We start from the raw sequence: 18,881 nt of genomic DNA on the forward strand, positions 1-18,881 counted from the left end.
CTACCCCGCTGGCGTCATCTCCCTCGGCTGGCTGTTCATCGAGCTCGCCCGGTACCGCACCTTCGCGGAGCACACCCTCGGATTCAGGCCTCTACAGTCTGATCATGCGCAGCCCTACCCAGCCTGATCTGTCCTCGACGGACATCGCCTCGATCGTCTCGAACGGACTCGGCGCCGGCGCTCTGGTCACCGGCGCCGAGGAGCTGTCCGGCGGCAATTTCGCCGCCGTATGGCGGGCCGACCTGTCCGACGGTCGTCAGGTTGTGGTCAAGGTGGGTCCGCCGGCGGCGGCTCGCTTGCTCCGGTACGAGCAGGGCCTGATCCCCGCCGAGGCCGAGTACTTCTCGATGATCCGTTCGCAGGCCCCCACGGTTCCGGTCCCGACGGTCCTGGCCGTCTCCGCCGACCCCGCCTGGATCATCACCACGCTGTTGCCCGGCACCCCGCTCGCCGCTCAGGACTCGCCCCAGGCCCGCGAGCAGTTGGGCGCCTGCATAGCCCAGGTCCACAACATCACCGGCCCGCGTTTCGGATACACCGGCGACCGCGCCTCGGGCGACGACTGGCCGACCGCCTTCGAGGCCATCATCGACGCGCTGCGAGCGGATGCCGCCGACTGGAACGTCCCCCTGCCCCCGCTCGACGGCGTGGTCGCCCGTTACCGCGACGTGCTGGCCGCCGTGACCCGCCCGGCGTTGCTGCATTTCGATCTGTGGGACGGCAACGTCCTGGCCGGCCCGGACGGTTCGCTGACCGGCCTGGTCGACGGCGAGCGATACCTGTACGGCGACCCGCTCCTCGACTTCGTGTCGCCGGCGCTCCTGCGCCGCATCGAGGACATACCCGACCACCCGTTCGTGGCCGGTTACCGGCCGGCGCCGTTCGATGAGCCGGCCCGCATCCGGCTGGCGTTGTACCGCATCCACCTCTACGGGCTGATGATCGCCGAAGGCCCCAGCCGAGGCATCCAGATCGCGGACGGCCGCCACGACTACCTCACCGGGCTGCTCGCTCAGGAGTTGGCCGACCTGCCCTGAGCCGGGCTGCCGATCCGGCGGCGCACGGCGAGCGCGAGGAAGTGGTCGTCGGGGTCCTCGTAAAGCGTCAGCTCCCACCCGGCCGCCACGAGCAGCGGCCCCAGGTTCTCCTCGTTCAGCGGCTCGTCCGGACGCAGCGTGCGCCCGTGCCGCGCCGCCAGGGCCACCCGCCCCGACGGGTGGAAGATCATCAGGTGGCCGCCGGGGCGGGTCACTCGCGCGAGTTCCGCCAGCCCGGCCGCCGGGTCGGGCAGGTGCTGCACCAGGCCGGCGGCGAAGACCAGGCCCGCCACCGCGTCGGGCAAGGGCAGGCGGCGGGCGTCGGCCAGCACCAGGCCGGCGCAGTCGTCGCGGCCGGCGTCCCGGGCGGCGTCGAGCATCGCGGGCGTCACGTCGAAGCCGAGCACCCGGCCGGCCGGACCGACGGCGGCGACCAGGGCGGGCAACGCGCGGCCGGTGCCGCACCCGACGTCGAGGGCCAGGTCGCCGGGGCACGGCACGGCCGTTTCGACGGCCTTCGCGTACGCCGGCAGGTCGTCGCCGAACCTCGTGTCCCAATCCGCGGCCCGGGCGCCGAAGAACGCCCTGCTCTCCGTCAGGTACCACCGTTCGGGGTCGGCCAGGCGGGGGTGCACGTGCCGGATGACCGGCCACTGGGGATCGTGGTGGTCGATCACCACCTGGGCCCGGCGCTCGCCCTCGCCGTTGCCGCGCCGGCCGCTGCGCAGGTACACGATGACGCGGTCGGCGGCGGGCTCCAGGACGTTGAGCGCCGAATCCACGCGGCTGCCGGTGGGGCCGCTCAGGCCGAGCACCGCGTCCACCGTCCACGCTCGGGCGGACGGCGGGAAGGCCTCGGCCAGCCGCGCGGCGAAGGCCGCCGCGGCGCCGTGGTCGCCGCCGTCGACGATCACGGTCAAGGGCGCGCGGGGGGCGAGCACCTCCGCGAGAAACCCGGTGACCTCGGCGATCCGTTCCGGCACGCCGTCCAGCATGCCGGTGAGCGCGTGAGCTACGCAACGGTTCCGCATCTGCGAGTCATTCGAGCTACTAGCCCTCGCATCTGCGGCCGTAGGGTGGTCGCGTGACGACGTACCGCATCGGGGAGGCGGCGGAACTGCTCGGGGTCAGCGTGGACACCGTGCGCCGCTGGGTGGATTCCGGGCGGCTCACCGCCGACCGAGACGAGCACGGGCACCGCACCATCTTGGGGGCCGACCTGGCGAGCTTCGCCCGGTCGCTGGCCGACGAGCCCGACCCGGGGGCGCGCCGCTCGTCGGCGCGCAACCGCCTGCCCGGCATCGTCACCGCGATCACCCGCGATGCGGTGATGGCACAGGTCGACATCCAGGCCGGGCCGTTCCGCGTGGTCTCGCTCATGAGCCGCGAGGCGGTCGACGAGCTCGGGCTGGAGGTCGGCTCGACGGCGGTCGCCGTGATCAAGTCCACCACGGTGGTCGTGGAACGAGGGGATGAGAAGTGACGAAGATACTGGCCGCGCTGGCGCTGACCGCCATGCTCGCGGCCTGCGGCGGCAACGCGGCCGATAGTCCGGCCGGCTCGGCATCCAGCGCGGCATCGGGCGTCACCGGCAATCTCACGGTGCTCGCCGCGGCGTCGCTGACCGAGTCCTTCGATCAGATCGGCAAGGACTTCGAGGCGGCGAACCCCGGGGTCAAAGTCACTTTCTCGTACGGGGGAAGCTCGGGTCTCGCTCAGCAGGTCACGTCGGGCGCCCCCGCTGACGTGTTCGCGGCCGCGAGCCCGGTCACCATGAAGACGGTGACCGGCGCCGGCGACGCGACCGGCGAGCCCGTCGTGTTCGTGAAGAACCAGTTGGTCATCGCGGTGCCGAAGGGCAACCCCAAGGGCGTCAAGGGACTGTCCGACCTGGCGAATCCCGATCTCAAGGTGGCGCTCTGCGCCGAGCAGGCGCCGTGCGGCGCGGCGGCGCACAAGGCGCTCGACGCGGCCGGTGTCAAGGTCACCCCGGTGACCGAGGAACAGGACGTCAAGGCGGCCCTGTCCAAGGTGAAGCTCGGCGAGGTGGACGCGGCCCTGGTCTACCGCACCGACGGCAAGGCGGCGTCCGCGGACGTCGACGGCATCGAGTTCCCCGAGTCGTCCGAGGCGATCAACGACTACCCGATCGTGGCCCTCAAGGCCGCCCCCAACCCGTCGGCCGCGACCGCGTTCGTGGCCTACGTGCAGACCGGGCCCGCGCTCAAGGTGCTCACCGACGCAGGGTTCCAGAAGCCCTGAGCAAGCGTCGTCCCACGGTTCCGCCGGCCCTGGCGATCCCCGCGATCGCCGGGCTGGCGTTCCTGGTCCTCCCCCTGTTCGGGCTGCTCTGGCGGGCGCCCTGGTCGACGCTTCCCGAGCGGCTGACCGAGCCGGGCATCCTCGCGGCGCTGCGGCTCTCGCTGCTCACCGCGACCCTCGCCACCGCGGTGTGCCTGGTGCTGGGCGTGCCGTTGGCGTGGGTGCTGGCCCGCGCCGAGTTCCCCGGCCGCCGCTTGGTGCGGGCGCTGGTGACCGTGCCGCTGGTGCTGCCGCCGGTGGTCGGCGGCGTGGCGCTGCTGCTGGTCTTCGGCCGGCGCGGCCTGGTCGGCGAGTGGCTCGACTCGGCGTTCGGCGTCACTCTGCCGTTCACCACGGCCGGCGTGGTGGTGGCCGAGGCGTTCGTGGCCATGCCGTTCCTGGTGATCAGCGTCGAGGGCGCGTTGCGCGGCGCCGACGCGCGATACGAGGAGGCCGCGGCGACGCTGGGCGCGAGTCGCTGGACGGCGTTCCGGCGCGTCACGTTGCCGCTGATCGCGCCGGGGGTCGCGGCGGGGGCCGTGCTGTGCTGGGCGCGGGCGCTCGGCGAGTTCGGCGCGACGATCACGTTTGCCGGCAACTTCCCCGGCCGTACGCAAACCATGCCTTTGGCCGTTTATCTGGCCCTGGAACAAGACCTGGACGCGGCCATCGTGCTGAGTCTGCTGCTGCTGGTCGTTTCCGTCGGCATCCTCGCCGCCCTGCGCGACAAGTGGGCGGCGGCATGATGCTCGATGCTCACCTCGTCGTCCGGCACGCCGGGTTCACGCTCGACATCGAGCTGACGGTCGCGGCCGGCGAGGTGGTGGCGCTGCTCGGGCCCAACGGCGCGGGCAAGACCACGGCGCTGCGGTCGCTCGCCGGGCTGACCGACCTCGACGACGGGCACGTCACGATCGACGGCGCCCGGATCGACCGGGAACCGCCCGAGCGCCGCCGGATCGGCGTCGTCTTCCAGGACTACCTGCTGTTTCCGCACCTCACGGCCCTCGACAACGTGGCCTTCGGGCCTCGCTGCCGGCGGGTGCCGCGCCGCGAGGCCCGGGACACGGCCCGGGAGTGGCTGCTGCGGGTGGGTCTCGCGGATCACGTACGGAAAAAGCCCCGTCAGTTGAGCGGCGGCCAGGCCCAGCGGGTCGCGCTCGCCCGCGCGCTCGCCGCGGAGCCCAAGCTTCTGCTGCTCGACGAGCCGCTCGCGGCTCTCGACGCCCGCACCAGGCTGGACACGCGCGCGCAGCTGCGCGGGCACCTCGCGTCGTTCCCCGGCGCGACGGTGCTGGTCACGCACGACCCCCTCGACGCGCTGATGCTCGCCGACCGCCTGGTGATCGTCGAGGACGGCGGCATCGTGCAGTCCGGCGACGCCGCCACGATCACCGCCCAGCCGCGCACCGACTACGTGGCCCGTCTGGTCGGGCTCAACCTGTACCGTGGGCACGCGTCGGGGACGACCGTCACGCTCCCCGACGGGTTCGCGCTGGTCACCGCCGTACCGCTGGAGGGTGATGCCTTTGTTGCCTTTCCGCCGGCGGCGGTCTCGCTCTTCCCGGACCGCCCGGACGGCAGCCCTCGCAACACGTGGGCGGCGACGGTGACCACGATGGCCCGGCACGGCGACGTACTGCGGATCGAGCTGGCGGGGCCGATCCCGGTGGCGGCGGACGTCACACCCGCGGCGGCTGTGCAGCTTGAACTCGCCCCGGGACGTGAGGTGTGGGCCACGGTGAAGGCCCAGGAGGCGACGGCCTACCCCGCCTGAGCGTTAGCGTGACGTCCATGGAGGCACTCGATCTGACCGACTACCGCGCCGCCGTCGCCCGGATGTATCTGGACGCCGCCGACCTCAAGGACTTCCGGGCCCGGCGGGACGAGCTGTTCGCCACCCACCCGCAGTCGCCCATCCCGGCCGGGGAACGGGCCTCGTTCACCGGGATCCGCTACTTCGCCCCGAACGACGCGGCGATCGTCGAGACCGTCGTGCGGCCCGCGTCCGGCGAGATCGACATCGACACCGGCGGGCCCGACGGCGTCGTGCGCTACCACCGCGTCGGGGTGCTGGAGACTCCGTACGGCTCGCTTTCCCTGTGGTGGATCTCCGCGTACGGCGGTGGGCTGTTCCTGCCGGTACGCGACGGCACCTGCGGTCACGGCTCGTACGGCGGCGGGCGCTACCTGACCGACACGGTGAAGGGGACGCACGGGCGGGGTCTCGACGTTCTCGGGGGCGACCGCGTGCGGCTCGACTTCAACTACCTGTACAACCCGTCCTGCGCGTACGACGACGCCTGGCTGTGCCCGCTCGCGCCGCCGGAGAACCGGGTTTCCGCGCCGATCGAGGCCGGCGAGCTCGCGTACCACTAGCTCGCAGGTTTTCTAGCTCGTCGTTTTTCCAGCTCGTCGTTTTTCCAGCCCTTCCAGCAGCAGATCGAGGGCGAAGGCGAACTCGCCGTCGTCGTCGCAACCGCCGAGGGCGCCGTCGTGGGTGACGGCCGTGGCCAGCTCGACGATGTGCGGCATGGTCGTGGCCCACGCGGCGACCGCGTCCGGGGGCGGCGCGGTGTCGGGGTCGTCGTCGAAGAGGTCCTGGCTGAAGCCGAGCAGGCGGCTGCCGAACAGATGGATCGCGTGGTGGCCGAGGTCGACCGAGCAGCCGCCGCCCCGCATGATCGCCAGGACCCGCTCGAGATGGAGCATCACGGCCGGGGTGGGGGTGTCGCGGCCCTCCAGCACGCGGGCCGCCCACGGGTGCCGCACCATCGTGGCGCGCGCTGCCATGATCAGTTCCCGCAGCTGTTCGATCCAGCTTCCGGTCCTGGGGACCGGACTGATCTCGGCGACGACCGCGTCGGCCATCTCGGCGAGCAGGGCGTCCTTGTCGCGTACGTGGTAGTAGAGCGACATCGGGTCGACGGCCAGGTGTTGCGCGAGCCTGCGCATGCTCAGCCCGTCGAGGCCGTCGGCATCGGCCAGGGCGATCGCCTCGGTGACGATCTTCTGCTTGGTCAGGCGCTTGGTCGTACGCGTCGTCTCGTTGCTCGCACGTCGTGGCACTCCCCGATCCTACTTGCTCTTCTACGCCGTAGGGCTTACTCTACGGCGTAGGTCTACACCGTAGGAGGATACGCTCATGCTTCCGCCGAGATGGTTCGTCCGCAGCGCCTGGGTGGCGCACAAGCTTCTGCTCCGCGCCACGTCCGATCGAGGGCTGCACCCGCCGACACCCGAGCGCTGCGGCATCCTGCGGCTGCACACCGTCGGGCGCCGCTCGGGCGAGCCGCGCGCCGTCGTGCTCTGCTACATCGAAGACGAGGGACGCCTGGTCACCCTGGCCATGAACGGCTGGGATCCGGCCGATCCGGCCTGGTGGCTCAACCTCAAGACGCGCCCGTCCGCAACCGTCGACACCGCCGGCGGCCCACGCGCGGTGACCGCCGCGCGCGCCACCGGCCCCGAGCGGGACCGGCTCTGGGCCGAGCTGCACACCGTCAAGGGGTACGGCGACCTGGACGAGCTCTCCGCTCGCCGGGGGCGGGAGACCGCGGTCGTGGTGCTCACGCCGGACACCCCCAATTGATCTTCGGCTCGGTCGCGGCGGTGAAGCAGTCCGATCTGGACCGGGCGGCCGCGCTGATGCCGGCCGCTTAGGGTTTTCTGGCGCTGGAGGCCGGGCGCTGTCGCGTCCGGCCTCTTCGCTGATCTTCTGGCCTCTTCCCCGATCTGCTCGCCTCGCGTTCGTCTCAGGCGAACGGGAACCCGGTCCAGCCGGAGCCGAACGGGAAATCGTGGTCGAACGGATAGTCGTGGTCGAACGGGAAATCACCGTCGAACGGGAAGTAGTCGTTGTCGTCGTAGAAGTTGTCGTGGCGGACGACCCATCCGTCACTGTCGTCGTCCCAGGTGGCGGTCAGCGCCCACATCCCGTCATGCGCGCCGCCGTCGACCTTGTCGCAGCTCGCGTCCCTCCAACGGCCCAGTTGGTCACCGAGATCGGCGATCGAATCGCAGTCGGACTCGTCGGCGAAGTAGCCGACCATGTCGTTGCCGTCCTGCGAGTGCCCCGGGCTCGCCTGAGCCGGCCCCGCCGCGAGGCCGCCGGCCAGGAGACCGGCGCCGATCAGCACCGACAGTCGTACGGTGGTGTTCATGTCGCGTCCTCCCTGCTGATGAAATGACCCGATCAGGGCACCACCTCAGCGCCGGGAAAACCCAGGAACAGCCCTTTTACCAGATTTATCGCGAGAAAGTGCGAGAATGGCGGCGGAAGTGCCGGGCCAGCGGGAAGTGCAGGGCAGCGGGGAGTGCAGGGCAGCGGGGAGTGCAGGGCAGCGGGGAGTGCAGGGGCATCGCGAGAACGCGACCGGCGCCGGCCGTACTGCGCTACCGGCGTATCCGGTCCGACCACGACTGCGTGCCGGCGAGGTTGATCTCGCCGCCCGCGAGGACGGCCCGGTAGGCGGCCCGGGCCAGCGGCGCGCCCCACTGAGAGCGGGGACCGCCGTAGGAGGCCTCGTCGCCCTCGGGCGGGCAGAGCACGCAGACGGCATCGGTCGCGGTGCCGGTGGCGGCGAGCCCGAGATCGCGAATCGCCTGCGTCTTGGCCTCGGTGACCGTCGCGACGGCGTTGACCAGGGCGGCGTCGCTCAGTCGCTGCGGCACCCACACCACGACGTTGACCGTCCCCGGCCGGGGGTGCCCCAACCTTGATGAGTTGCCGCGCGCGGCGGACGGCGAATCGTCATTGATGACTTGCTGCGCGGCCTGGATGGGGGCGCCGAGGCCTACCGTCGCCCACAGGCGCACTCCCCCGTCGGTCTCGACCACGACGTCGGCTACGTCTACGCCGGTGAGCAGGCCTACGCCGGGGCCGGGCAGGCCGAGGTCGGCGGCGATGGCGGCCAGGTGGGCAGCCGGGTCGTCGCGGTCGTAGGACATCGGGACGCTCGCGTTGACCACCCAGCGGCACTCCCCTATGCCGCCGCCGAGGACGGCCGACGAGATCGAGCGGGCCGGCGCGGGCAGGCGCCACACCAGCAGCGGGATGTCGTGGCCGCCCTCGGGGCGGTGGGTCAGCGTGGGTTCTGTGAGCACCTGCTGAGCGTAGGTCCCGCCCCGCGGCTCAGGAGGCCGGCCACATGGGGGCCGCGCCCTCCGAGCAGGGCGGCGCCCTCCGAGCACGGCGGCACCCTCCGAGCAGGGCGCCGCCCTCCGAGCAGGGCGGCACCCTCCGAGCACGGCGGCACCCTCCGAGCAGGGCGGCGAGCGATGCGGTGGCCACTGCCACGCCGGCCAGCAGGAACGCCGGGGACGGGCCGAGGCGATCGGTGACCAGGCCGGCGGTGGCGGCGCCCAGGGCGCTGCCCGCATTGGCGGCGACGTTGATCCAGGTGCCGGCCTCGGTGGCATGGCTGGGTGGGGTCAGGTCGTCGGCGGCCAGGTAGGCGACCACGTAGAGCGGGGCGATCGCCAGGCCGGCCACGCCCATGATCGACCCCAGGGCCAGCAGGCCGGGGGCGACGGTGGCCGCCAGCAGGCCGGCGGCCAGCAGGGCCAGGAGGCCGGCGAAGTGGCGGGAACGCGGCCGGGTGTGCCTCCGGCGGGACCAGAGCAGGCCGCCGAGGACGCTGCCTACGCCGACCGCGCCCTCCAGCAGACCCGCGGCGCCGGGGCGGCCGTGAGACTGGGCCACGGCGGCCATGCCGGTGTAGGCGACGCTGATTCCGGCGCCGGTCAGGAGGAGCACGGCCAGCACGCCGAGCAGGCCTCGTGACCGCAACGGACCGGGATCGAGAAAGCCACGCAGGCGGCGAGCAACGCCGGGTTCGGGCGTAGGCACGGGCCCCGGCGGCGAAGTGATGGGCGCGGGCGGAGGCCCGGCGGGCACAGGCGACACGGCGGGCACAGGCGACACGGCGGGCTCAGGTGACACGGCGGGCACAGGCGACACGGCGGGCTCAGGTGACACGGCGGGCACGGGACGCACAGTGGGGGCGGCCAGGACCATGCCTACGGTGCCGGTCAGGAGGAGGGCCGCGGTCAGCAGCAGGGCCCAGCGGGCGGGCGCCGCGGCGATCAGCAGGCCGGCCAGCAGCGGGCCGATCAGGTACAGGGTCTCCTCGGCGATCGAGTCGAGGGCGTACGCGCGCTCCTTGAGCGACGTCCCCTCGGTGAGCGAGCGCCAGGTCGCCCGCATCGCCGGGCCCAGCGGTGGGGCCGCGAGGCCGGCCAGCGCCACGAACGGCACCGGCCACGGTGTCAGGGCGGCCGCCGCCAGGAACAGGGCGCAGAACAGGGCCAGCCACGGCAGCAGAACCGGGTGGCGGGCCTTCAGGGGCAGCGTGATCCCGGCCAGGCCGAACAAGGCCAGGGCGAGGCCGGCGGCGGCGTACGAGCCGGTCGCCTGCTGGATGGTGAACAGGGTGGCTAGCGGGAGGAGGCCGTACGCGAGCCGGCCACCGAGCGCGAGCGCGAACGTGCGCGACGCGGACGGCAGCAGCAGGACAGCACGGTAACTCCCCACCGCGGCGGGGCGGGGCATGAAAGGGGCTCCTAGGAATGCGCAGACGGAAGGAGGCGGGAACGAGCGCCGTCCTTACGGGGGTGTCTGCGACATGCCCAGCATGCTACTGCCAGTCGGAGGCGAGCACAGCCCAGACCTCGGTGTCGTGGCGCACGCCCTGCCAGGGGTAGTTCTCGCGGAGCGTTCCCTCGAGCTTCATGCCGAGGCGGCGGGCCACGTTCGAGCTGGCGGTGTTGTCGGTGCGGCAGTGCCATTCGATGCGGTGCAGGCCGCGCACGCGGAACGCCCAGTCGATCAGGACGCGGGCGCCGGTGGTGATCAGGCCGCGGCCGGTGGCGGCGGGCTCGAGCCAGCAGCCGACCTCGGCGACGCTCGAGTCGACGTCGAAGGAGACGAACATCGTGCCGCCGACGAGGGTGTCCTCGAGCCAGATGCCGTAGAGGCGGCCGGCGTCCTGGGACTGCAGGTCGGCGTAGCGCTGGAGGGTGGCGCGGGCGCCGTCGAGGTCGGGGCTGCGGCTCGCCCACGGGATCCAGGGGTCGACGGTGGCGCGCGCCCTGTCCATGTGGGCCAGGAACTCGGGGGCCTGCCAGGGCTCGAGGGGCCGCAGCGTGGCGCCGCCGCCGAGGTCTACGGAGAACACCCGGGAAGCCTACGTCCGGCGTGCAGGCAGACTTCGCCTCCGGTCCACCCAAAAGAGGATTATTCAGGGCGGTGGAGACCAAGCCGTTGACCTGCGGCGAGGTGCAGCTCAAGGTAGGCCCTGAATAACCCTCATTGACAAGGATCACCCCAAAAGATTCACCATGGTCGATCGAAAGGAAATGGCCATGGTGATCAAAGGGATAGCGGTGGGCATCCTGATGGCGGGCGTCGTCGCCGCGCCGGCGAACGCGGCGCCCAGTCGGGCCGAGCTGGCGCTGCGCTGGGCGCCGATCCACTACCAGGACGTGGACGCCACCGGCAGCCACGCGCTGTCCGGAAAGTCCGACTTCATCACGCGGTACGACTTCGACGGCAACCTGATCGGCAAGGACAACTGGGACCACGCCGGTCAAAGCACCCAGGCCGCCGCCTACTACGCGGTCACCGAGACCAGCACGCATTGGTTCGTCACGTACTTCTTCTTCCACCCCCGCGACTGGGTCGACCACCCGTTCTTCGAGACCGAGCACGAGAACGACGGTGAAGGCCTCACCGAGATCATCGAGAAGGACGGCTCCGCGTACGGAATCCTGCGCGCCGCCGTCACGGTCGCGCACAGCGACTTCTACTCCTACGCGCCGTCCGGCAGCACCTGGACCAACGGCAAGGAGACGATCGACGGGACGCTGCAGCTCCAGGCGTCCACGCACGACTCCTTCCAGCACCCGGTGACCGCGCAGGAGGCGAAGGGGCACGGCCTCAAGGCCTGGCCGCAGTACGACATCAACGGCGACGGCATCGTCTACTACCCGTCGCTGACCGCCTCGGAGTCGCCCAGCGGCGCCGACGACCGCGACGTGCGGTACCAGCTGATCGACATCTTCGCCGACGGCGGGATGTGGGCGCAGCGCACCAACGCCGCCCTGTTCGCCAACCTCGGCACGTTCGCCGGTGACACCTCGGGCGACTGCGGCGTGGGCACCTGGTCGTGCTCGACGAACTCGGCGAACGCGCCGTGGGGCTGGGACGACGGCAACGACGCGCCCGCCCGCGGCGAGATCGCGACCGACCCGGCCAAGCTGTCGGCCGAGTACTTCACGGTCCCGGGCTCGCTGTCGCGGACGTACACGTACAACCCGTACTCGAGCGCCGCAGCGGCGTTGAAGAAGGCCGAGACGCTCCCCCGCGTAACTGATTAGTGCGGCTCCCCGTCGGGGCTGTACGCCGTGAGGAACTTGTCGCGGAACTCGTTCATGGGCCACACCGGCGCGTCGTGCGCCGGTGTGAGCCCGTTTGTCCATCCCCAGCTCTTGATGCGGTCGAGCACCTTCGGGTCCTTCGCGATGATCGAGATCGGCACGTCCTTGCTCGCGTTCTGGCCGACCACGATCGAGTTGGGCTGGTGGTCGCCGAGGAAGATCATCACGAGGTTGTCGTCGGCGTACTTCTGCACGTACGAGCTGAGCGTGTCGACCGAGTAGGCGATCGACGTGGCGTAGGCCTCGCGGACCCGGTGGTTGTCCTTCCAGATCGTGCCGGCGCCCTCGGCCGACTTGATGATCGGGCCGTAGACCGATCCGTCGCCGAGCTGGTCCCAGGGCAGCGTCTTCGGCAGCGGCGCCCACGGGGTGTGGCTGGAGGTCAGCGTGACCTCGGCCATCAGCGGGCCGCGCGACGTCCGGCTGTACTCGAACTTCTGCAGCTGCCGCATCGCGTACTGGTCGGGCATCGTCGACCAGCTCAGCATCGGGCCGTGGTAGTCCAGCGAATGCACGTCGTACACCTGGTCGTAGCCGTAGAACTGGCCCTCGGGCCACGCGTACGTGACGCCGGGCTCGACGCCGACGGTGCGGAAGCCGGCCCGCTTGAACGCGCGGGTCAGCGTGAGCCGGTCGGAGTTGACCAGGCTGCGGTAGCGCTGCTGGTTGTCGATCCACAGGCCGGACAGGAACGTCGAGTGGGCCAGCCAGCTGCCGCCGCCCGAGGTCGACGAGGTGAGGTAGCCGGTGCGTGCCGCGAAGCCGGCCGACGCGAGCTTGGCGTCGTCGACCTGGAGCTGGTTGAGCACGGTCGAGTTGAACTCGGGGTTCTCCACGGCGTCGCGGCCGTAGCTCTCGACGAAGCTGATGATCACGTCTTTGCCGCGCAGCGCGGTGAGCAGCTGGTCGTCGGGCAGATTGCGGAACGCGTCGATCTGGACCTCGTGCTCGAACGCCTTCTGGTCGGCGATGTCCTGCGGCACCTTGAGCGCGGTGTCGCGGGCCAGCTCGGCGGCGGCCTGCGCGGCCACCGGCACACCGCCGACGATCTGAACGCCCAGCACCGCGAGGATCACCCAGGCCGACGCGAGGGCGAAGGTGGCGTGACGCGTGGGACGGGCATGTTCGGCGAGGACACGGCTCAATCGTCGTACGGAAAATGCCGTGAATGTCAAGATCGATGCGGAGAGCAGAATCGCTCCCGCGGCCACCGCGAAGGCGCCGAGCTTGCCGATGGAGTCTTCGAGGAAGTGGTATCCGTCAACGAACAGCACCCAGTCGAGTACGGGATCGAACTCGCGTGCCAGCACCGCGAAGAAGCCCATGTCGACGATCTTCACGATCGTGAGCAGGCCGAGCGTGAGGCCGAGGAGGGTAGCCAGGACGCGCCGGGGGCGCGCCGGGAGCGCGAGCAGCACGGCGACCGCGACGACAGCCTCGATCGGGATGCGGACCAGCGCGTTCAGCCAGAAGTTACCGGGTGGGAGCCGCGTGATCTGGTCGGGCATGACCAGCTCGAGAAAGACGAGCAGAGCGGCGAGCGTGGTGAGCATCGCGCCACCGACATGGCGCAGATGCCGCTTGAAGTGGGACAACTCGGGTTTCCTAACCGCCGGTGTTACCTGCCTTCAGTACACGGCGTCTCCGCGGCTTCGGTTCAAGCCGAGGGCATGGTCACCACCACCTTTCCACGGGCCGCACCCGAGTTGAGGTAGCGAATCGCGTCCGGTGCCGCCTCCAGGCCGAACGTACGATCGATGACCGGCCGCAGCGTGCCGTCGGCGAGAAGACCGGCGAGAGCTTCGAGATCGGCGAGCTTGTCTTGGGTTATCGCCTTCATTGGTGTTCTCCTTCGTCGGGGTAGTGGAAGACGTCGTCGAGGGGCACCCGGAAGATCAGGGCGATCTGAAAGGCCGTCTCCAGCGATGGCGAGTAGCGGCTCTGTTCGATGGCGATGACCGTCGGCCGGGTCATCCCGAGGCGCCGGGCCAGCTCGGCCTGGGTCATGCCGTCGGCGGCCTGCCGTAGTTCCCGGATCGAGTTGGTGATCCGGGTCGGCTTCACCACGCGCGCCGGCCGGGCAGCCCGTAGCGGTAGGCGCAGACGCGCGCCAGCGAGCCGACCGCGGCCGACAGGATGAAGCCCAGGTAGATGGTGTTGGCGATCCAGAAGTAGCCGGTCTGCGCCAGCGCGAGGATCAGCGCGGTGACACCGCCGAGGACCCACGCTCTCTTCTCTTCACTGGACATGAGCTCACGGTCGAGGGCCATGTCAAAAATGTTTTACACGTGTTCCCGATCCGACAGAAGCTCGGTCGACAGCAGTTCCGCGATGTCGCCGGGCTCGGCCGGCCGGCCGAACAGGTAGCCCTGGCCGTGATCGATGCCGATGCGGCGCAGCGTCTCCCACTGCTCGTCGGTCTCGATGCCCTCGGCCACGGTCTGCATCTTCAGCGCCTGCCCGAGGCCGGCCACCGCGTCCACCAGCGCCACGTCGTCCTCGTCGATGTGCACCTCGTCGACGAACGTCTTGTCGATCTTGATGATGTCGACCGGGAGCTGCTTGAGGTAGCTCAGCGACGAGTAGCCGGTGCCGAAGTCGTCGATGGCCAGGCGCACACCGAGGCGGCGCAGCGCGTGCAGCGTCTCCTTGGCGGCCTCGATGTCGGCCATCAGCATCGACTCGGTGATCTCGAGGGTGAGCGAGGCCGCGTCGAGGCCGGCATCGGCGAGCGCCGCCGCCACGTCGTCGACCAGGCCGGCGTACTGGAACTGGCGGGCCGAGAGGTTGACGTTGACCTTGAGGTGGGCGGCGGCCGGCGTCTCGGCGCGCCAGCTCGCCAGCTGCGCGCAGGCCTGGCGCAGCACCCAGCGCCCGAGCGGAACGATCAGGCCGTTCGCCTCGGCGCCGGCGATGAAGTGGTACGGGCCGAGCAGCCCGTCGCGGGGGTGCTGCCACCGCACGAGCGCCTCGACGGCGGTGAGCCGCTGGGTGTGCATGTCGACGACGGGCTGGTAGAGCACGCGGAACTCGTCGTGCTCGAGCGCGTGCTCGAGGTCGGCGCGCTGCTGCGCCTCCTCGAGGACCGACATGGTCATGGTGGGGTCGAAGATCGCGTACGCGTTGCGACCGGCCCGCTTGGCCGCGTACATCGCCAGGTCGGCGTTGCCGAGCAGCTGCTCGGCGCAGACGGCGCCGCCGGAGGTCGGCTCGCAGCCGGTGGAGCTGGCGAGGCCGATGCTCAGCGAGCAGCTGATGTCGCGGCTGGCCAGCCGGATCGGCTCGCGGGCGGTGGTCAGCAGGCGGTCGGCGAGGCCGGACGCGTCGGCCGGGTCGAGGTCGCGCAGCAGGATGGCGAACTCGTCGCCGCCGAGCCGGGCCAGCACGTCGCCGGGGCGTACCTGGGCGCGGAGCCGCTCGGCGATCGTGCTGAGCAACTCGTCGCCGGCGCTGTGCCCGAGGTTGTCGTTGACCAGCTTGAAGTCGTCCAGGTCGAGCAGCAGCACCGTCACCGGGCGGTCGCCGGCGGTCGTGACCGCGTCTTCGAGCTTCTTGCGGAACATCGCCCGGTTGGGCATGCCGGTCAGCGAGTCGGTGTACGCCTGGTGGATCAGCCGGCGCTCCAGCTCGCGCCGCTCCCCGATGTCGCGCAGGCTCACCACCACGGCCTGCAGGTCGGGGTCGTTGATCCAGTTGGTGCCCATGACGTCTACGTAGACCCACTCGCCGTCTGCGTTGCGCAACCGGGTCTCGGTGCGCTCGCTGCGGCCGATCGGCAGGGCCAGCATCCGGTTCATGAACTCGTGCACGTCGCCGGCCCGGTCGGCGTGCATCACCTCGGTGAGCAGCTTGCCGGTCAGGGCGGCGGCGTCGCGGCCGAGCAGGTTGCGGATGGACGCGCTCACGTACTTGAGCTCACCGCTGCGGCCGACCGCGACGACGGCGTCGGCCGACGCCTCGAGCAGGGTCTCGGCCCGCTGCTCGGCCGCGTGCCGGCGGGCGTCGAGGCGGCGCCGGCTCTGCGCGTTGATCGCGGTGAGCGCGACCAGGCAGCCGTACATGCCGAGCAGGACGAAGATGCCGACCGGGCCGAGGTTCGCCTTCAGCGGCAGCAGCAGCGCGTAGCCGGCGCCGGTGAACACGCCCATCACGACCACGAACCTCGGCGACCAGACGGTGGCCGCGGACATCAGCAGCAGGACGGCGGCCGGCAGGTAGAGCATCGCGCCACGCGGGTCGGCGATGCCGAACAGGACCAGCACCGGGAGCTCGGCGAACCACCAGATCGGCAGCCGCCGCCGCAGGCTCTCCTGCCGCACCATCCGGTTCCAGGGCAGCCGGAGCGCGGCGACCTGGAGCACGACCGCGGCGATCACCGGGATGAGCCACCACCGCATCTCGGACGGCCAGCTCAGGGCTATCCGCAGACCGCCGATCGCGGTGACCACCGCGGCGATCGTCGACGCGATGAGGATCTGACGGGCCCAGTAGTCCGCGGTGTGATCGTCCAACTCGTGTCGCCGCACGGCTCGTTCATCGGCCGGACTTTTACCGACATGAGCTGATCCGCACCCGTTCCGCACCCATGACAAATGTCAGTGGCTGAGTGAGTGCTCGCTCAGTTAGGGTGTCGTTTCATGGAGAACAGGCGCAGAAGGGTCCCGGCGCTCGCGCCGGAGGAGCGCCGGCAGGCCCTCATCGCGGCGACCATCCCGCTGCTGCACGAGCACGGTCTCGACGTCAGCACGCGGCAGATCGCCACGGCCGCCGGCGTCGCCGAGGGCACCATCTTCGGCGTCTTCGAAAGCAAGAACTCGCTGGTGGTGTGCTCGGTCATCCAGGCGCTCGACCCGCAGGTGACGCTCGACGCGCTGGAGGCGATCGACCGGTCGCTGCCGTTGCGTTCCCGTCTCGCCGAGGCGGCCGAGCTGATTCATGCCCGATTCGCCGAAAATGCACAGCTGCTCACGGCGGCGCGCAAGCTGATCCTCGCCGGGCAGAGCGGTGACCCGGAGGCGCAATCGCGGATGTTCTCCAGCCGGGAACGGCTCCGGGACGCGCTGATCAGTGTCATCGAGCCGGACGCGGCACTGCTGCGCCGCCCGCCGCACGCGGTGGCGCAGATGCTGCTGCTGTTCTGCGGCGCCAACACGTACGGGCCGTTCGGCGACCCGGACTCCTTCCGCGGGACCGAGCTGGTCTCGCTGCTACTAGACGGATTTCTTGTCAAGGACGACGACAAGCGGGGGGCTCAGTAGAAGTGCTCATCCAACTACTCCGCGGCCACCTCCGGCCGTACAAGAACGCGATCATCCTGGTCGTGCTCTTCCAATTCCTCCAGACGCTGGCGACGCTCTACCTGCCGACGCTCAATGCCGACATCATCGACAACGGCGTGATCAAGGGCGACACCGGCTACGTGATGCGGATCGGCGTCGGGATGCTCGGCATCACCGTGCTCCAGATCGCGGCGCAGATCGTCGCCGTGTACTTCGGGGCCCGCACCGCGATGGCGGTCGGCCGCGACGTACGTAACTCGATCTTCTCGCGGGTGCAGGACTTCTCGGCCCGCGAGGTCGGCCAGTTCGGCGCCCCGTCGCTGATCACCCGGACCACCAACGACGTGCAGCAGGTCCAGATGCTGGTGCTGCTCACGTTCACGCTGATGGTCTCGGCGCCGATCATGTGCGTCGGCGGCGTGGTGCTGGCGCTGCGCCAGGACGTGCCGCTCTCCGGCATGCTGCTGGTGATCGTCCCGGTCCTGATCGCCACGGTCGGCCTGATCATCGTGCGGATGCGACCGCTGTTCCGCACGATGCAGGTGCGCATCGACAAGGTCAACCAGGTGATGCGCGAGCAGATCACCGGCATCCGGGTGATCCGCGCGTTCGTCCGCGACGACCGCGAGCAGGCCCGGTACGAGGGCGCGAACGACGAGCTCACCGACGTCTCGCTGCGGGCCGGCAAGCTCATGGCGCTGATGTTCCCGACCGTGATGCTGATCGTGAACCTGTCCAGCGTCGCGGTGCTGTGGTTCGGCGGCCACCGGATCGACAGCGGCGCCATGCAGATCGGCGCGCTCACCGCGTTCCTCAGCTACCTCATGCAGATCCTGATGTCGATCATGATGGCGACCTTCATGTTCGTCATGATCCCGCGGGCCGAGGTCTGCGCCGAGCGCATCCGCGAGGTGCTCACCACCGAGTCCAGCGTCACGCCGCCGCTCGCCCCGGTCACCACGCTGAGCCGGCACGGCTTCCTGGAGCTGCGCGGCGTGGGCTTCCACTATCCGGGCGCCGAGGCGCCGGTGCTCTCCGACATCAGCATCACGGCGCGACCACGCGAGGTCACGGCCATCATCGGCAGTACGGGCAGCGGCAAGACCACCCTGCTCAACCTGGTGCCGCGGCTCTTCGACGCGACCGAGGGCCAGGTCCTGGTCGACGGCGTCGACGTGCGCGAGCTCGAGGAAGGCCTGCTTTCGCGTACGGTCGGGCTCGTCCCGCAGAAGCCGTACCTGTTCACCGGCACGGTGGCGACCAACCTCCGGTACGGCAACCCGGACGCGACCGACGAGCAGCTGTGGGAGGCCCTCGAGATCGCCCAGGCCCGCGACTTCGTGGAGAAGATGAACGGGCGCCTCGACGCGCCGATCGCCCAGGGCGGCACGAACGTGTCGGGCGGCCAGCGGCAGCGGCTCGCGATCGCCCGGCTGCTCGTGGCCCGGCCCGAGATCTACCTGTTCGACGACTCGTTCTCGGCGCTCGACTACGCCACCGACGCGGCGCTGCGGGCCGCGCTGACCGCGCACATCGCCGACGCGACCGTGGTCGTGGTGGCTCAGCGGGTCAGCACCATCCGCGACGCCGACCGCATCATCGTGCTCGACGACGGCCGCGTCGTGGGCACGGGCACCCATGCCGAACTGATGGACGCCAACCCCACGTACCGCGAGATCGTTCTCTCGCAGTTGACCGAGCAGGAGGCCGCGGCATGACCGAGCGAAGCGAGTGTCGTGATCGCGTAAAGGTTTCTTGGTCTGGTTTTGGAGGCACAGCGTGACTGCCCCAACTCGTCGCGAGGGCCCTCCCGTCGGAGGTCCGC

21 protein-coding genes are annotated in these 18,881 nt (G+C 70.6%); 10 read left to right on the forward strand and 11 right to left on the reverse strand.

Features of this window, described 5'->3' with window-relative positions:
- Window positions 1-104: 104 nt before the first annotated feature.
- Entirely contained in the window at window positions 105-1,037 is a 933-nt protein-coding gene (locus ACIA5D_RS25770) for a phosphotransferase (protein WP_396032737.1), read from the forward strand.
- On the opposite strand, the gene ACIA5D_RS25775 is transcribed toward ACIA5D_RS25770, so the two are convergent.
- The gene (locus ACIA5D_RS25775) at window positions 1,013-2,068 is read right to left on the reverse strand and encodes a class I SAM-dependent methyltransferase (protein WP_396032738.1); all 1,056 of its coding nucleotides are present in this window, start codon (window positions 2,066-2,068) and stop codon (window positions 1,013-1,015) included. The genes ACIA5D_RS25770 and ACIA5D_RS25775 overlap by 25 nt on opposite strands.
- Window positions 2,069-2,121: 53 nt before the next feature.
- Between ACIA5D_RS25775 and ACIA5D_RS25780 the strand changes: the two genes are divergently transcribed.
- Genes ACIA5D_RS25780 through ACIA5D_RS25800 form a run of 5 tightly spaced genes read left to right on the forward strand, consistent with a single transcriptional unit; the run spans window position 2,122 to window position 5,717 of the window.
- Window positions 2,122-2,520: a molybdopterin-binding protein gene (locus tag ACIA5D_RS25780; protein ID WP_396032739.1), complete on the forward strand. Its 399-nt coding sequence runs from the start codon at window positions 2,122-2,124 to the stop codon at window positions 2,518-2,520.
- 32 nt (window positions 2,521-2,552) lie between these two features.
- Window positions 2,553-3,299 (forward strand): molybdate ABC transporter substrate-binding protein, encoded by a 747-nt coding sequence (gene modA, locus ACIA5D_RS25785; protein ID WP_396033078.1) that lies wholly within the window; start codon window positions 2,553-2,555, stop codon window positions 3,297-3,299.
- Complete coding sequence (locus ACIA5D_RS25790) at window positions 3,296-4,084, forward strand: ABC transporter permease (protein WP_396033079.1); 789 nt, start codon at window positions 3,296-3,298, stop codon at window positions 4,082-4,084. The genes modA and ACIA5D_RS25790 overlap by 4 nt, the downstream gene beginning before the upstream one ends.
- Window positions 4,081-5,115 (forward strand): ABC transporter ATP-binding protein, encoded by a 1,035-nt coding sequence (locus tag ACIA5D_RS25795; protein ID WP_396032740.1) that lies wholly within the window; start codon window positions 4,081-4,083, stop codon window positions 5,113-5,115. The genes ACIA5D_RS25790 and ACIA5D_RS25795 overlap by 4 nt, the downstream gene beginning before the upstream one ends.
- A 17-nt stretch (window positions 5,116-5,132) precedes the next feature.
- Window positions 5,133-5,717: a DUF1684 domain-containing protein gene (locus tag ACIA5D_RS25800; RefSeq protein WP_396032741.1), complete on the forward strand. Its 585-nt coding sequence runs from the start codon at window positions 5,133-5,135 to the stop codon at window positions 5,715-5,717.
- Between the two features lie 12 nt (window positions 5,718-5,729).
- Here the strand turns inward: ACIA5D_RS25800 and ACIA5D_RS25805 are convergent, their stop codons facing one another.
- Window positions 5,730-6,407 carry a TetR/AcrR family transcriptional regulator gene (locus tag ACIA5D_RS25805; RefSeq protein ID WP_396032742.1) on the reverse strand — a complete coding sequence of 226 codons (678 nt, stop codon included), beginning with the start codon at window positions 6,405-6,407 and terminating at the stop codon, window positions 5,730-5,732.
- A 76-nt stretch (window positions 6,408-6,483) separates the two neighbouring features.
- Between ACIA5D_RS25805 and ACIA5D_RS25810 the strand changes: the two genes are divergently transcribed.
- On the forward strand, window positions 6,484-6,930 hold the full coding sequence (locus ACIA5D_RS25810; protein ID WP_396032743.1) for a nitroreductase/quinone reductase family protein: 447 nt from the start codon (window positions 6,484-6,486) through the stop codon (window positions 6,928-6,930).
- A 163-nt stretch (window positions 6,931-7,093) separates the two neighbouring features.
- Here ACIA5D_RS25810 and ACIA5D_RS25815 read toward each other — a convergent pair whose 3' ends face one another.
- The 4 genes from ACIA5D_RS25815 to ACIA5D_RS25830 all read right to left on the reverse strand — a co-directional run bounded on the left by ACIA5D_RS25815 (window position 7,094) and on the right by ACIA5D_RS25830 (window position 10,516).
- Window positions 7,094-7,501 (reverse strand): hypothetical protein, encoded by a 408-nt coding sequence (locus tag ACIA5D_RS25815; protein WP_396032744.1) that lies wholly within the window; start codon window positions 7,499-7,501, stop codon window positions 7,094-7,096.
- A 232-nt stretch (window positions 7,502-7,733) separates the two neighbouring features.
- Window positions 7,734-8,444, reverse strand: coding sequence for an adenosylcobinamide amidohydrolase (locus tag ACIA5D_RS25820; protein ID WP_396032745.1), 711 nt, complete (start codon window positions 8,442-8,444; stop codon window positions 7,734-7,736).
- Window positions 8,445-8,472: 28 nt separating this feature from the next.
- The gene (locus ACIA5D_RS25825; protein WP_396032746.1) at window positions 8,473-9,891 is read right to left on the reverse strand and encodes an MFS transporter; all 1,419 of its coding nucleotides are present in this window, start codon (window positions 9,889-9,891) and stop codon (window positions 8,473-8,475) included.
- An 85-nt stretch (window positions 9,892-9,976) separates the two neighbouring features.
- Window positions 9,977-10,516 (reverse strand): GNAT family N-acetyltransferase, encoded by a 540-nt coding sequence (locus tag ACIA5D_RS25830; protein WP_396032747.1) that lies wholly within the window; start codon window positions 10,514-10,516, stop codon window positions 9,977-9,979.
- 187 nt (window positions 10,517-10,703) lie between these two features.
- Here ACIA5D_RS25830 and ACIA5D_RS25835 point away from each other — a divergent pair, with 187 nt between their 5' ends.
- The gene (locus tag ACIA5D_RS25835) at window positions 10,704-11,717 is read left to right on the forward strand and encodes a hypothetical protein (RefSeq protein ID WP_396032748.1); all 1,014 of its coding nucleotides are present in this window, start codon (window positions 10,704-10,706) and stop codon (window positions 11,715-11,717) included.
- On the opposite strand, the gene ACIA5D_RS25840 is transcribed toward ACIA5D_RS25835, so the two are convergent.
- From ACIA5D_RS25840 to ACIA5D_RS25860, 5 genes are all read right to left on the reverse strand, one after another.
- Window positions 11,714-13,372 (reverse strand): sulfatase-like hydrolase/transferase, encoded by a 1,659-nt coding sequence (locus ACIA5D_RS25840; protein ID WP_396032749.1) that lies wholly within the window; start codon window positions 13,370-13,372, stop codon window positions 11,714-11,716. The two genes, ACIA5D_RS25835 and ACIA5D_RS25840, sit on opposite strands and share 4 nt — an antisense overlap.
- Window positions 13,373-13,434: 62 nt before the next feature.
- Entirely contained in the window at window positions 13,435-13,617 is a 183-nt protein-coding gene (locus ACIA5D_RS25845; protein WP_396032750.1) for a zinc-binding dehydrogenase, read from the reverse strand.
- Window positions 13,614-13,844, reverse strand: a complete 231-nt coding sequence (locus ACIA5D_RS25850) for a helix-turn-helix transcriptional regulator (protein ID WP_396032751.1) — start codon at window positions 13,842-13,844, stop codon at window positions 13,614-13,616. The genes ACIA5D_RS25845 and ACIA5D_RS25850 overlap by 4 nt, the downstream gene beginning before the upstream one ends.
- Window positions 13,838-14,026, reverse strand: a complete 189-nt coding sequence (locus ACIA5D_RS25855; protein WP_396032753.1) for a hypothetical protein — start codon at window positions 14,024-14,026, stop codon at window positions 13,838-13,840. The genes ACIA5D_RS25850 and ACIA5D_RS25855 overlap by 7 nt, the downstream gene beginning before the upstream one ends.
- Window positions 14,027-14,059: 33 nt before the next feature.
- Window positions 14,060-16,303, reverse strand: a complete 2,244-nt coding sequence (locus ACIA5D_RS25860) for a putative bifunctional diguanylate cyclase/phosphodiesterase (RefSeq protein ID WP_396032754.1) — start codon at window positions 16,301-16,303, stop codon at window positions 14,060-14,062.
- A 111-nt stretch (window positions 16,304-16,414) separates the two neighbouring features.
- Between ACIA5D_RS25860 and ACIA5D_RS25865 the strand changes: the two genes are divergently transcribed.
- Window positions 16,415-17,035 (forward strand): TetR/AcrR family transcriptional regulator, encoded by a 621-nt coding sequence (locus tag ACIA5D_RS25865; protein WP_396032755.1) that lies wholly within the window; start codon window positions 16,415-16,417, stop codon window positions 17,033-17,035.
- Between the two features lie 2 nt (window positions 17,036-17,037).
- Window positions 17,038-18,774 (forward strand): ABC transporter ATP-binding protein, encoded by a 1,737-nt coding sequence (locus tag ACIA5D_RS25870; protein WP_396032756.1) that lies wholly within the window; start codon window positions 17,038-17,040, stop codon window positions 18,772-18,774.
- Window positions 18,775-18,881 lie beyond the last annotated feature (107 nt).

The sequence above is a fragment of the Actinoplanes sp. NPDC051513 genome, from assembly GCF_044454685.1.
Classification (GTDB): Bacteria; Actinomycetota; Actinomycetes; order Mycobacteriales; family Micromonosporaceae; genus Actinoplanes.